Here is a 14,992-nt window from a genome sequence, read left to right as displayed (position 1 = left end):
TCTTAGTAAAGTGGTTTTTCTACAGTGTCGTGCTCATGCTCATGATGTTCTTCTACTGCCGCTGAGAAGTACATAGCTGAAAGCAGGGTAAATATATAAGCCTGCAATATAGCAACGAACAACTCTAGGAAGGACATAAACAATGCAAAAGGCAGACTTAGCAAACTAGCCCAGGCAGTCCTGAACAAAAAGATCAGAGACAAAAGGCTGAGAATAATGATGTGCCCCGCTGTGATGTTGGCAAACAACCTGACCATTAACGAAAATGGCTTGGTAAATAAACTTATTATCTCAATTGGTACAATGATAAGTTTAATAGGCCAAGGCACCCCTGGTGTGTTAAACACGTGCCCCCAATAGTTTTTATTACCACTAAAGTTAGTGATAAGAAAAGTAGTGGCAGCCAACATAAAGGTTACTGAGATATTTCCGGTAACGTTTGCAGCGGCTGGGAATAACCCGAATAAGTTGTTGAACCAAATAAAGAAGAATATAGTCAACAAGTAAGGAAGAAACCTTTCATACTTCTTTTCACCAATAATGCTTTTAGCTACATCGTCTCTTATAAATACAATGATAGGCTCAAAGAAAGACTGAACACCCTTAGGAGCATGACCGGCATTGTTTTTGTAGCCTTTAGCTACAGCGAGAAATACCCACACAAGTATAATACATGCTATAAAAAGGGCTGCAACATTTTTAGTAATAGAGAAGTCATATATAACTTCATCAGGATGGGTAGAAGTAATGGTGGCCGTTTCATGATCCAAGTGCAGTCCTTGGTGGGCGTGTTCTTCGTTATGAAACTGCGAAGACATAAAAGTTATTAAGCCCCGCTGATTTGAAAATAAAATAACCGGCAAAGGAAGTGTTATATGTGTTTCACCGATTGTTGCAAAGTGCCATTCATGCGCATCACCTATATGGTGCATGATTACTTCTCCGACATTAACTTCTTCAATGGGAGTGTCTTCTGACTGGCTTCCCCCAAAAGCATAGTTAAACTGGCATAGCACAGCCAGCAAAGCAATTAAAAGCTGCTTTTTAAACATTTTTTCCCTCATTTTTAGAATTGGCTCGCAAATTACGCAATAGTATATATATTTCAAACGATGTATATGTGAAATACAAAATAAAAAAGTCAATAACGAAATTTAACCGTGCATCTTTGGACAGAAAAAGGAAAATAAGCACAAATACCAAGGATAAGAAAAACCGCAAACCCATAGACCCCATGTAATAAACATGGAAAGTCTCGACATTCTTCAGCCCCATTTCAGCTATCCTATGGCTAGCAAGAGACACGATCAGAAAATATATCTGTATTACCCAAATGTATTGACTTGGAAACCCTGCATCCACTACATGGGTTAATAAGAAGATAATCAGGCTAATTGTTATAAAAAGAAGCAGAAAGTTTTTATAAAAACTCGTCGTTCCGTTTTTCATTTATTGTTGAGCAGGGATTTAATCACCAAATATACGGAGCCTATCACGGAAAACAATAATAAAAATATAGTAAAAAGGCGATTCTTTACTTCAAAGTAAGCATCAAGCTTTGATCCGGCCCAGACAGCAATAAGCATTAGCATGATCATTTGCATGGCCAGGCCGGAATATTTTATATAAGCCTCAAGCGGTCTTTTCTTTTGCGATTGTCGGTTGTTGCTTTGTCTGCTCAACGTTTTCTCCTATTTTTATCTCTTTGATTACAGCGCCCATTTTACATTTTCCATTAAAAGTGGCACCTGACTCAATAACCAATTTATTGGTAACAATGTCTCCATTAATTATTGCCGTCGACTTTAGGATCAGAACATCAGAAATTTCAACTACGCCTACAACTTCACCTTCTACCTCAGCAGTATTGGCCAATATGTTGCCCTCTACTTTTGAAGAGTCTCCTAGCACTACCTTAGACTTGCATTTTACATTTCCGATTAACTTTCCCTCTACACGTATATTACCAAAAGTTTCTATGTTACCTTCTAAAAGTGTGCCTTTGGCTATAATAGTACGGGAGTTCAAAACCTCCTCGGGAATTTTTTTGTCATCTTTTTTACTGAACATGGGAAATAAGGTTTATCTACGAAATTGTCAAAATAAAATATAATCTTGCGGGTTGACCTGAACACCTTCGTGCCAAAGTTCAAAACTTACCACCTGTGCATCTTCATCAGAGTCTCCCACCTTGGCTATTACCTCACCTGCTTTTACACTATCTCCATTTTTCTTCAAGACTACTGAAACATTTTTATAAAACGAAATAAAGTTTCCAGGGTGAAGCACCGCTATGATATGTTGGTCTTCTAACGTCCAAGAGGTAAAAAGCACTTTCCCTTCAGCGACAGATTTCACACTTTCCTTTTTGCCTACCTTTAACCTTAACAGGTTGCCCCCTTCTACTTGTCCGTTTACGGGAATTCCTGACACAGGTTTTACAAAAATATCATTTAAATCGCCACCAGCATTCTGCTCAAAATAAGAAAGTTCGTGCCCCCCACTTTCAAAGCGGGCTCTTAGTTCCTTATCAACGTCAGAAACCTCATCAAGATTGGCGGCTTGAACCTGTTTTTGATTAGAAGAAACCACACTGTCCTCAGAATACTCCAGAATTTCACCAGCAATCACTTTTCTGATATTAGCAATAAACATATCTTTCCGCTGCACTTCTAATAATAAGGAATCGGCCTTAATTGAAAGTGAAATAACTTTTTTATTAGTCTCTATTTGCTGATACCGCGGGTTAAACCATTTTGCAAGAGCCGTAGTGGCAACAAAAAAGCAGGCACCGGTTACCAAAGAAAGAAATAGTATGGAAAAGACTATTAGTTTTGCATAGTTGAAACTATAGGTTCTTTTTTCTGCAAAATTTTCTTCGTTACGAATAATTAAAAGGAATCTATTCGTTAACCACTTGTATATTGTCTTTTTATTTTTCAATTTACCTTTTGGGTTTTATAAAGGATTGTAAAATTACAGATTAAAACAGCATTTAATAAATTGAGAGCTGCAAATTTTAATTTTTTAACGACACCGAGAAATATTTGGCTGATTTTCGCAGCCATCATCCTTACTTTTTCGGGCTGTTCGCAGTATAGTCAAAACTTTGTAAGCAAAACATTCCATAATGTAACGGCCAGGTACAATGCATATTTTCTGGCGAGAGAAAAAATGAAAGAGGTAGAGCATGATATGTGGGAAGCGCACAAAGATGACTACAACAGGCCGCTTTATGTTTTCCCTAACTTAGACACGACCCTTCAAAAAAGCTTAGTCCCAAGCACTGACTATATTATAGAAAAAGCAGCCCTGCCTGTTCAAAAACACAAAAACAGCAACTGGGTAGATCCGTCATATCTGCTAATCGGCCAGTCAAGGATATTCCGTGGGGAGTTTGAAACTGCCGTACAAACATTTAAATATGTAAACACCAAAGGAAAAGACGTTGAGCATAAACAAGACGCTCTCATCTGGCTCATTAGGACCTATATCTATTCAGAAGAACTTAAGCTTGTCCCTTCGGTAGTAGACTACCTGAAAAAAAGGAAGCTGACCGATGACAACAAAAGAAACTTTCACCTAACCCTTGGCTACTACTACCAAAAACTTGCAGATAGCAAAGAGGTGCTGGAAGAAGAGGATTACGATTTTGTAATTGCCCACCTCACCAGGGCTGTGCCATTTATCAAAAAACGTGACGAGCGCTCTAGGGTACATTTTATTCTTGGGCAATTAAACCAATTTAGAGGAAGGCCCAAAGAAGCGCACGAACATTATCAAGCCGTACTCAAAAACAATCCCCCATACGAGCTATCGTTTTTTGCACGTTTATATATGACACAGGTATCCGACCTGTCCAGAGCAGGCGACGTACAGCAGGTAGAAAAGTATTTCAGAAAATTACTAAAGGACAAGAAAAACGTAGAATATAAGGACAAGATATACTATGAAATGGCACTGTTCAGACTTAATCAGGACAATCATAAAAAGGCCATCGAGTTTTTCGAAAAGTCATTGGCAAGTAGTGCTGGCGACCAATTTCAAAAAGCCCGCTCTTACCACCAGCTAGGGCGCTTGTATTATGAAGACCTGCAAAAGTATGAATTAGCCAAAGCTTACTACGACAGTACTGTTACGCTATGGGACAAAAAAGACAGGGAGTATAAACCTATAGCCCGTAGACAGGAAATATTGGCCGAGTTCGTTAGACAACTAAAAACCATTGAACGCGAAGATAGTTTACAAAGACTTGCAGCAATGGACAGTACAAAACTTAGTGCCTTCTTGGATCAAATAATTCTGGACGAAGAAAAGAAACAGCGTGAAGATATGAGGCGCTTGGAAGAAGCAGCTAAAAGACAAGCCAATGCAGCAGCCATGCAACAGCAGCAAGGCCTGGGTACCGGTGATGGCTCCGGCAAATGGTACTTCTATAACCCAGCGAATGTAAATATGGGTAGAATGGAATTTGAAAGAAAATGGGGTAAACGTAAACTAGAAGACCATTGGCGTAGGTCTATGAAAGAAGTGAACTTTGACGACGATGAAGAAGAGGAGGAAGAGGAGGAAATGTTTGCAGAAGAAGTTGACTCCGCGGCTATACGAGCTCAGCGAAAAGAGGAGTTATATAAAGACATTCCATTTACACAAACACAAATGGATACTTCTGACCACCGTCTGGAGCAGGCGCTTTATAAGTTGGGTAAAATTTACGACCTAAACCTAGAGGAATATGAAAACTCTATTGAAACATTTAAAAGGTTAATAAAAAAATATCCTAAATCTGAGCATAGGCCTGAGGTGCTTTACTTCCTGTACTTGTTACATAAAGAAAAAGAAAGCCCCGAAGCAGAAGATTATAAAAACATGATACTTAGTGAATTCCCTAATTCAGTGTTTGCCAAAATAATTAAAAATCCGAATTACCTTGAAGAAAGTAAGGCGCTAAATAAAAAAGTGGCCAAACTGTTCAAGCAGGCATATGAACTCTATTCACAAAAGGAATATTTCTTAAGTGAAAAAGCATTAAATAATATAAAAGATCAATATCCAGAGAGTGATATAGAAGATAAAATAGAATTTTTGCTTATACTTATCCATGGAAAAACCGGAAGTACCCTCCAGTTCAGAAATGACCTGGAAGCGTTCATCGAAACATACAGCAATAGTACTTTGCTTAAAAAAGCAGAAGAACTAATGAAAACGGCTGATGACTACTTGGCTCAAAAAGAACAAGACGGAGACAGGCCAGGTGGTGTGGAAGTTAAGTATATCAACAAACTTGATAAACCTCACTTCTTTATAGCAGAACTTCCTAAGGATAAAATCATTAAAAATAAAATAATGATTCAGTTCAGGAATTTCACAGACAAATCAGCCCAAAATGGTGCTTCAAAAGAAATAAATCTTTTAGATTTGAATGATTCAACAGTGGCAGTTGTTGTAAGAGCATTCGGCTCCATAGAAGAAGGCTTTAATTATATGGACGATATTACTAGTATACATTCATTCCTGAATGACTACAAACCGTCCTATAGAATAGCATTGATTACTGATGATAATTATAGTTTGTTTGAAAAATCAAGAGACATGGACGCCTACTTAAGGTTTTACCGTGCTTTTTATGAATAAAAGTCAAAAGTTTTATGGCCAAAAGATCAAAGTTTAAGTATTTAATGATTTTTACATGGGCGTCCTTTATTACAGGACTGTCTGTGCTGATACTATATATTTATATGGTATCTGTTGATTTTATGGGTTTGTTTGGGCCAATGCCAAGCCTGGTAGTCCTGGAAAACCCCAAAAGTGAGGTAGCGTCTGAATTATATACCTCAGACGAAGTGTTGCTTGGAAAGTATTTTAGAGAAAACCGTACACCGGTAGACTACGACGATATTTCACCCAATCTGATCAATGCACTAAAAGCAACTGAAGATTCCAGGTTCGAAGAGCATTCAGGTATTGACCTAAGAGGCCTTATGAGGGTAATGATCCGAACCGGGATAATGAGACAGTCTAATGCAGGTGGGGGCAGTACCATTTCGCAACAGTTGGCAAAGAACTTGTTTGACACGCGTGGCGAACTATACAAAGGAAGGCTTTCTTCTCTGAACAGCCACGCCCTTAACATGCTCATCATAAAAACTAAAGAATGGATCACTGCCGTAAACATAGAACGAAGCTATACGAAAGAAGAAATCATTACCATGTATTTAAACGTGGTGGACTTTGGAAGTAACTCTTTTGGTATCAAAGTAGCAGCAAAAACCTTCTTTAACACAACTCCTGACAGTCTTGACATACCACAGGCGGCTACACTGGTCGGTCTGCTCAAAGCGCCAACTACTTATAGCCCGGTAATGAACCCTGACAATTCATTTGGAAGAAGAAATGTTGTTATCGAGCAAATGCACAAGTACAATTATCTGGCTAAAACAGAAGCAGACTCGCTAAAGCAAATACCGCTTGAACTAAACTATAATGTAGAAAACCATAACAAAGGTTTGGCCACCTACTTTAGAAGTGTAGTCAGCAACTACTTATTGGCTTGGTGCCGCAACAGAGGCATTGACCTTTTTGCCGATGGCCTGAAAATATATTGTACCATCGACAGCCGCATGCAGAAATATGCTGAAAACGCTATGGCTGAACACATGAAAATGCTACAAGGAAAGTTCTTTGAACACTGGGAGGGGCGAAACCCTTGGATAGACGACGATGGAAAAGAAATCAAAAACTTCATAGAAAATGCAGCCCAGAGAACCCCAAGGTTTAAATCACTGCAAGTTAAACATGGTGATGACACCAAGAAGATTTACGAGGAAATGAACAAGCCGGTAAACATGCGGGTGTTTTCTTGGGAAGGTGAAAAAGACACACTTATGTCCCCTATGGACTCTATTAGGTACTATAAGCATTTTCTACATACCGGGTTTATGGCTATGGACCCTGCATCGGGACATATCAAAGCCTGGGTAGGTGGCATAGACCACAGGCACTTCAAATATGACCATGTAAAACAAGGAAGAAGGCAGCCAGGCTCAACATTTAAGCCTTTAGTATATGCCACCGCACTAGACTATGGCTATTCGCCGTGCTATGAAATGGTAGACGCCCCGGTAAGTTTCCAAACTGGCGATGAAAATGAAACATGGACGCCGAAAAACGCAGACAATAAATTCAGCGGAGAGCCTTATACTTTGAGAAAAGCTATGGCAAACTCTGTTAACTCTATCACTGCAGGCCTGATAAAGAAGGTAGGTCCAAATGCAGTAGTAGATATGGCAAAAAGACTTGGCATAGAAAGCAGGTTAGACCCTGTGCCTGCGCTTTGTCTCGGCGTAAGTGATGTATCCGTATATGAACTTATCGGCGCATACAGCGCTTTTGTCAACGAAGGTGTTTACACGAAACCATTTTTCATTGCACGCATAGAAGACAAACATGGTAATGTGCTTCAAGAGTTTATTCCCGAAACCAAAGAAGCCATCAATGAAGAAACGGCACATTTAATGGTACACATGCTTAAAGGTGCTACACAAGAAGCGGGAGGAACAGCACTTGGCTTGCACAGATATGGCCTTCTTGGCCCTGACAATGAAATTGGAGGAAAAACAGGTACCTCTCAGAATGCTTCCGATGGATGGTTTGTTGGTATTACCCCAAAACTTGTCGGTGGTGCATGGGTAGGAGGTGAAGACAGAAGCATACACTTCAGAACAATGGAAATGGGACAAGGTGCAAGAATGGCCATGCCTATATGGGCTGGATTTATGCAAAAAGTATATGAAGATGAATCATTGGAAGTCAAAAGACAAAAATTTCCACAACCATCAAAACCACTTTCTGTCGAAGTAGACTGTAAAAAGTTTAAAGAGAAAAATGAAGAGGACGAGGAGGACGAAGACGATTACGAGATAGATGGATATGATCTTGATGGCTTCAGGGATTAAGAACACCTCAGTGCTAATTTCTTGAGAATAGAATATGGCCAATGAACATATTGAAAAAGAAGAAATAAAAAATTTGCCTGACAAACCTGGCGTATATAAGTTCTTTGACACTGAAAAAGAGCTTATATACGTAGGCAAGGCTAAAAGCCTCAAAAAAAGGGTAAGTAACTACTTTAATAAACAGTCTTACCTAGACAGAAAAACACAAAGGCTTGTTTCTCAAATAGCATCTATCGAGTTTACTATAGTTAATACTGAATTTGATGCCTATTTACTTGAAAACAACCTGATAAAAAATCACCAACCCAAATACAACATTCTTTTAAAGGATGACAAGACATATCCTTATGTTTGTATTTCCAATGAACGCTTCCCCAGGCTGTTCAACACAAGGACATTTAACAAAGCCCAAGGCACCTATTACGGCCCGTATTCAAGTGTAAAAGCGATAAACACAATTACAGAACTGGCAAGAGACCTTTATCAGTTAAGGACGTGTAACTTCCTATTGTCAGAAGAAAACATTGAAAACGGCAAATATAAAGTCTGTCTAGAATACCACATTGGAAACTGCAAAGGCCCCTGTGAAGGTTTGCAGTCAGAAGAAGAGTATAACCGCAATATAGAGCAGGTACACCAGATTTTGAAAGGAAATATCAGTTCAGTAAAAGCACACTTTCAAAATGAAATGCAAAAAGCTGCAGAAGCCTTAGATTTTGAAAAAGCAGAAACCTTTAAGCAAAAGCTGCACTTGCTCACTAAATTCCAAGCATCATCTGTTATTGTTAATCCCAAAGTGACAGATTTAGCCGTCTTTTCTATAGCTACCAGAGATAAAATGGTAGCTGTAAACTGCTTGATGATAAGAGAAGGAAGAATAGTCTATACCCGAACACTGACTGTCAAAAGGAAATTGGATGAAACAGAAGAAGAAATATTGCTCATGGCCATTGCAGCAGTAAAAAATGACACTGGAGCACAACCTGTAGAAATACTGTCCAATATAGAAACAGACTCCGACATAAGCGGAATCAAAATAATCATACCCAAAATTGGAGACAAAAAAAAGCTAGTGGAGTTGTCTTACAAAAATGCTAGCGAGCAGCTTCTCCAAAAAAGCCTAAGGGAAAAAGAAGATCCTGGCCTCAGGGTTATAAAACAATTGCAAAAAGACTTGTCCCTGTCCCAACTTCCGGAGCACATAGAATGCTTTGACAACTCAAACATTCAAGGGACCAACCCTGTAGCAGCCATGGTATGTTTTATAAAAGGGAAACCAGCCAAAAAAGAATATCGTCATTACAACATCAAAACAGTAGTAGGGCCAGATGATTTTGGTTCCATGCGTGAAATCGTCTATCGCCGCTATAAAAGGCTTTTGGATGAACAAAAGAGCTTGCCTCAGCTTATCGTTATTGATGGAGGCAAAGGCCAGTTAAATGCAGCATGTGAAGCACTTCAAGAGTTAAATATATACGGAAAAATCCCAATTATTGGAATAGCTAAAAGGCTGGAAGAGATATTTTACCCTGGCGATAAAGATCCACTATATATTGATAAAAAATCTGAATCCCTAAGATTGCTCCAATTTATCAGAAATGAAGCCCATCGCTTTGCAATCACATTCCACAGACAAAAAAGATCGGGAGGCTCTTTAAAAAGTTCATTGAGCGAAATAACAGGAATTGGGGAGAAAACACACGAAAAGTTAATAAAACACTTTAAATCGCCGAAGAGAATAAAAGAAGCAGAACTGTCAGAATTAGAGAAAGTGGTAGGAAAAAGTAAAGCAGAAGTAATCTATAAGTTCTACAGCCAACAATAAAAGTGTAGATTTGAGCAAAAGAAAGCCTATGAAAAAGCTTTACTTGAAGTGTGCAGATTTCATCACCATTCCTAGTATCTCGCTACATTCTGATAAAGGCAGTTAACTGCTTGTATAGAAGACGATAAATCGCATTTTAACACTACAACAAACCCAATCTGCCTTATAATAGCCGGTCATCCCGAGGAACGAGGGATCTGTTGGATTTTCGCTCCGCTAATTGATCCCTAAACATTCATCCTGTATACCATTCATCACATCACCCCACCACGTCATTGCGAGGAGGTAACCACGAAGCAAGCCCACCGTCAGGTTGTTTAACACTTACGCTGTCAGGACCAAGGGACGCTGACAGGTAAATAATCTATATACCATCACTTTACCCCACCGTCATTGCGAGGAGGCAACGACGAAGCAATCTCATCGTCAGGTCTAGTAATGTACTATCTGAACCGGGATTCGCAGGATAAAAGGATAGACTGGATTAAAGGGAAGATGTTTTTACAACCTAATAGATAATACCAACCACTATTACTACTCACCCCACCACGTCATTGCGAGGAGGGACGACGAAGCAATCTCATCGTCAGGTCTAATATTGTTCTCCCACAAATAATCAACCAACACAACTTACCGCCAACAGATTGCCGCGGCATTGTTTCATAAGAAGCTTAAGGATGATTCGATGATATGATGATGCAATGATATATAACCTGTCATTCCGACGCAGGAGGAATCTGTCAGACGCTGGCACCTGCCTAATATTTTGCAATTCACATTCCTGCTTTACCCAAACAGACCCCGCAACAGGTGCGGGGAGACAGCTATATTGTTTATTTTTAGCGTTTAAAACACCATCCCAAAAAACTAACAGTCAAAATTTGCGATAACCTCCTAACTGGTAAGATCCGAAAAGTAGACAAAAAGAATAACTCCATAATCAGCAGACCGGTAGCTACTAAGGGCGGGAGGGGACTCTATGGCTGGTGTGGGCATATTGCGGCTTGTGGGGTGCCGGATTTTTAAAAATGCCGCCATTAAAAACTGCCTTTGACAATGAATCGTCAGTTAAGGCATTTTTTTGGCAGGGAGGCACTGTGCGTTTAGTGCGTGGCAATATGCCTTTCAGCCATAGTGTCTTTTTTGGTTACCTTTTTTGACAAGCAAAAAAGGTAAGAAAAATGAAGAATGGGCTTTAGGTGACATTAGCTCATTAGGTTTATAATAAAGCGATCAATGTAATGATTTGATAATTCGAAGAAATACATCCTACCATAACCCAAACAGACCCCGCAACAGGTGCGGGGAGGCAGCTATAGTGTTTGATATTAGAGTTTTAACCACCATCCCAAAATTCTAACAACAAAAACCAGCGATAACCTCCAAACTGGCAAGAGCCGAAAAGTAGACAAAAAGAATAACTCCATAATCAGCAGTCCGATAGCTACTAAGGGCGGGAGGGGACTCTATGGCTGGCGTGGGCATATTGCGGCTTGTGGGGTGCCGGATTTTTAAAAATGCCGCCATTAAAAACTGCCTTTGACAATGAATCGTCAGTTAAGGCATTTTTCTGGCAGGGAGGGATTGTGCGTTTAGCGCGTGGCAATATGCCTTGCAGCCATAGTGTCCTTTTTTGGTTACCTTTTTTGGACAAGCAAAAAAGGTAAGAAAAAATGGAGAATGGGCTTTAGGTAACATTAGCTCATTAGGTTTATAATAAAGCGATCAATATAATGATTTGATAATTCGAAGAAATACATCCTACCATAACCCAAACAGACCCCGCAACAGGTGCGGGGAGGCAGCTATAGTGTTTGATATTAGAGTTTTAACCACCATCCCAAAATTCTAACAACAAAAACCAGCGATAACCTCCAAACTGGCAAGAGCCGAAAAGTAGACAAAAAGAATAACTCCATAATCAGCAGTCCGATAGCTACTAAGGGCGGGAGGGGACTCTATGGCTGGTGTGGGCATATTGCGGCTTGTGGGGTGCCGGATTTTTAAAAATGCCGCCATTAAAAACTGCCTTTGACAATGAATCGTCAGTTAAGGCATTTTTTTGGCAGGGAGGCACTGTGCGTTTAGTGCGTGGCAATATGCCTTTCAGCCATAGTGTCTTTTTTTGGTTACCTTTTTTGGACAAGCAAAAAAGGTAAGAAAAATGAAGAATGGGCTTTAGGTGACATTAGCTCATTAGGTTTATAATAAAGCGATCAATGTAATGATTTGATAATTCGAAGAAATACATCCTACCATAACCCAAACAGACCCCGCAACAGGTGCGGGGAGGCAGCTATAGTGTTTGATATTAGAGTTTTAACCACCATCCCAAAATTCTAACAACAAAAACCAGCGATAACCTCCAAACTGGCAAGAGCCGAAAAGTAGACAAAAAGAATAACTCCATAATCAGCAGTCCGATAGCTACTAAGGGCGGGAGGGGACTCTATGGCTGGTGTGGGCATATTGCGGCTTGTGGGGTGCCGGATTTTTAAAAATGCCGCCATTAAAAACTGCCTTTGACAATGAATCGTCAGTTAAGGCATTTTTTTGGCAGGGAGGGTTGTGCGTTTAGCGCGTGGCAATATGCCTTTCAGCCATAGTGTCCTTTTTTGGTTACCTTTTTTGGACAAGCAAAAAAGGTAAGAAAAAATGGAGAATGAGCTTTAGGTAACATTAGCTCATTAGGTTTATAATAAAGCGATCAATATAATGATTTGATAATTCGAAGAAATACATCCTACCATAACACCCCGCAACAGGTGCGGGGAGACAGCTATATTGTTTATTTTTAGCGTTTAAAACACCATCCCAAAAAACTAACAGTCAAAATTTGCGATAACCTCCTAACTGGTAAGATCCGAAAAGTAGACAAAAAGAATAATTCCATAATCAGCAGTCCGATAGCTACTAAGGGCGGGCGGGGACTCTATGGCTGGCGTGGGCATATTGCGGCTTGTGGGCTGCCGGATTTTTAAAAATGCCGCCATAAAATAATGCCTTTGACAATGAATCGTCAGTTAAGGCATTTTTCTGGCAGGGAGGGATTGTGCGTTTAGCGCGTGGCAATATGCCTTTCAGCCATAGTGTCCTTTTTTGGTTACCTTTTTTGGACAAGCAAAAAAGGTAAGAAAAAATGGAGAATGAGCTTTAGGTAACATTAGCTCATTAGGTTTATAATAAAGCGATCAATATAATGATTTGATAATTCGAAGAAATACATCCTACCATAACACCCCGCAACAGGTGCGGGGAGACAGCTATATTGTTTATTTTTAGCGTTTAAAACACCATCCCAAAAAACTAACAGTCAAAATTTGCGATAACCTCCTAACTGGTAAGATCCGAAAAGTAGACAAAAAGAATAATTCCATAATCAGCAGTCCGATAGCTACTAAGGGCGGGCGGGGACTCTATGGCTGGCGTGGGCATATTGCGGCTTGTGGGCTGCCGGATTTTTAAAAATGCCGCCATTAAAAACTGCCTTTGACAATGAATCGTCAGTTAAGGCATTTTTTTGGCAGGGAGGCACTGTGCGTTTAGTGCGTGGCAATATGCCTTTCAGCCATAGTGTCTTTTTTGGTTACCTTTTTTGACAAGCAAAAAAGGTAAGAAAAATGAAGAATGGGCTTTAGGTGACATTAGCTCATTAGGTTTATAATAAAGCGATCAATGTAATGATTTGATAATTCGAAGAAATACATCCTACCATAACCCAAACAGACCCCGCAACAGGTGCGGGGAGGCAGCTATAGTGTTTGATATTAGAGTTTTAACCACCATCCCAAAATTCTAACAACAAAAACCAGCGATAACCTCCAAACTGGCAAGAGCCGAAAAGTAGACAAAAAGAATAACTCCATAATCAGCAGTCCGATAGCTACTAAGGGCGGGAGGGGACTCTATGGCTGGTGTGGGCATATTGCGGCTTGTGGGGTGCCGGATTTTTAAAAATGCCGCCATTAAAAACTGCCTTTGACAATGAATCGTCAGTTAAGGCATTTTTTTGGCAGGGAGGGTTGTGCGTTTAGCGCGTGGCAATATGCCTTTCAGCCATAGTGTCCTTTTTTGGTTACCTTTTTTGGACAAGCAAAAAAGGTAAGAAAAAATGGAGAATGAGCTTTAGGTAACATTAGCTCATTAGGTTTATAATAAAGCGATCAATATAATGATTTGATAATTCGAAGAAATACATCCTACCATAACCCAAACAGACCCCGCAACAGGTGCGGGGAGACAGCTATATTGTTTATTTTTAGCGTTTAAAACACCATCCCAAAAAACTAACAGTCAAAATTTGCGATAACCTCCTAACTGGTAAGATCCGAAAAGTAGACAAAAAGAATAATTCCATAATCAGCAGTCCGATAGCTACTAAGGGCGGGAGGGGACTCTATGGCTGGCGTGGGCATATTGCGGCTTGTGGGCTGCCGGATTTTTAAAAATGCCGCCATTAAAAACTGCCTTTGACAATGAATCGTCAGTTAAGGCATTTTTCTGGCAGGGAGGGATTGTGCGTTTAGCGCGTGGCAATATGCCTTGCAGCCATAGTGTCCTTTTTTGGTTACCTTTTTTGGACAAGCAAAAAAGGTAACCAAAAATGGAGAATGGGCTTTAGGTAACATTAGCTCATTAGGTTTATAATAAAGCGATCAATATAATGATTTGATAATTCGAAGAAATACATCCTACCATAACCCAAACAGACCCCGCAACAGGTGCGGGGAGGCAGCTATAGTGTTTGATATTAGAGTTTTAACCACCATCCCAAAATTCTAACAACAAAAACCAGCGATAACCTCCAAACTGGCAAGAGCCGAAAAGTAGACAAAAAGAATAACTCCATAATCAGCAGTCCGATAGCTACTAAGGGCGGGAGGGGACTCTATGGCTGGTGTGGGCATATTGCGGCTTGTGGGGTGCCGGATTTTTAAAAATGCCGCCATTAAAAACTGCCTTTGACAATGAATCGTCAGTTAAGGCATTTTTTTGGCAGGGAGGCACTGTGCGTTTAGTGCGTGGCAATATGCCTTTCAGCCATAGTGTCTTTTTTTGGTTACCTTTTTTGGACAAGCAAAAAAGGTAAGAAAAATGAAGAATGGGCTTTAGGTGACATTAGCTCATTAGGTTTATAATAAAGCGATCAATGTAATGATTTGATAATTCGAAGAAATACATCCTACCATAACCCAAACAGACCCCGCAACAG

The 14,992-nt window shown here is 39.9% G+C and carries 7 protein-coding genes; 3 read left to right on the top strand and 4 right to left on the bottom strand.

The annotated features are described in order from the left end of the window. Window positions 1-2: 2 nt before the first annotated feature. The 4 genes from atpB to RCC89_04920 all read right to left on the bottom strand — a co-directional run bounded on the left by atpB (window position 3) and on the right by RCC89_04920 (window position 2,943). On the bottom strand, window positions 3-1,052 hold the full coding sequence (gene atpB, locus RCC89_04935; protein WMJ72508.1) for a F0F1 ATP synthase subunit A: 1,050 nt from the start codon (window positions 1,050-1,052) through the stop codon (window positions 3-5). Between the two features lie 393 nt (window positions 1,053-1,445). After that, window positions 1,446-1,682 carry an AtpZ/AtpI family protein gene (locus RCC89_04930; protein WMJ72507.1) on the bottom strand — a complete coding sequence of 79 codons (237 nt, stop codon included), beginning with the start codon at window positions 1,680-1,682 and terminating at the stop codon, window positions 1,446-1,448. Then, the gene (locus RCC89_04925) at window positions 1,633-2,070 is read right to left on the bottom strand and encodes a polymer-forming cytoskeletal protein (protein ID WMJ72506.1); all 438 of its coding nucleotides are present in this window, start codon (window positions 2,068-2,070) and stop codon (window positions 1,633-1,635) included. The genes RCC89_04930 and RCC89_04925 overlap by 50 nt, the downstream gene beginning before the upstream one ends. Before the next feature lie 27 nt (window positions 2,071-2,097). Continuing rightward, a complete protein-coding gene (locus RCC89_04920) occupies window positions 2,098-2,943 on the bottom strand; it encodes a M23 family metallopeptidase (GenBank protein WMJ72505.1) in 846 nt (281 codons plus the stop codon). Window positions 2,944-3,174: 231 nt separating this feature from the next. Between RCC89_04920 and RCC89_04915 the strand changes: the two genes are divergently transcribed. The 3 genes from RCC89_04915 to uvrC are packed head-to-tail and all read left to right on the top strand — an operon-like array spanning window position 3,175 to window position 9,780. Further along, window positions 3,175-5,634, top strand: a complete 2,460-nt coding sequence (locus RCC89_04915) for a tetratricopeptide repeat protein (protein WMJ72504.1) — start codon at window positions 3,175-3,177, stop codon at window positions 5,632-5,634. A 14-nt stretch (window positions 5,635-5,648) separates the two neighbouring features. Continuing rightward, window positions 5,649-7,955, top strand: coding sequence for a transglycosylase domain-containing protein (locus RCC89_04910; protein WMJ72503.1), 2,307 nt, complete (start codon window positions 5,649-5,651; stop codon window positions 7,953-7,955). A 34-nt stretch (window positions 7,956-7,989) separates the two neighbouring features. Next, complete coding sequence (gene uvrC, locus RCC89_04905; GenBank protein WMJ72502.1) at window positions 7,990-9,780, top strand: excinuclease ABC subunit UvrC; 1,791 nt, start codon at window positions 7,990-7,992, stop codon at window positions 9,778-9,780. Window positions 9,781-14,992: the final 5,212 nt, after the last annotated feature.

Source organism: Cytophagaceae bacterium ABcell3 (assembly GCA_030913385.1).
Taxonomy (GTDB): Bacteria; Bacteroidota; Bacteroidia; order Cytophagales; family Cytophagaceae; genus ABcell3.
The sequence above is the reverse complement of the archived record's forward strand: the minus strand, read 5'-3'. Positions and strand labels throughout refer to the sequence as shown.

Excerpts from the sequence above, each read along its gene's own strand:
- atpB (WMJ72508.1), bottom strand. The coding sequence starts at position 1,052 with ATGTTTAAAAAGCAGCTTTTAATTGCTTTGCTGGCTGTGCTATGCCAG.
- RCC89_04925 (WMJ72506.1), bottom strand. The coding sequence starts at position 2,070 with ATGTTCAGTAAAAAAGATGACAAAAAAATTCCCGAGGAGGTTTTGAAC.
- RCC89_04915 (WMJ72504.1), top strand. The coding sequence starts at position 3,175 with ATGAAAGAGGTAGAGCATGATATGTGGGAAGCGCACAAAGATGACTAC.
- RCC89_04910 (WMJ72503.1), top strand. The coding sequence starts at position 5,649 with ATGGCCAAAAGATCAAAGTTTAAGTATTTAATGATTTTTACATGGGCG.
- uvrC (WMJ72502.1), top strand. The coding sequence starts at position 7,990 with ATGGCCAATGAACATATTGAAAAAGAAGAAATAAAAAATTTGCCTGAC.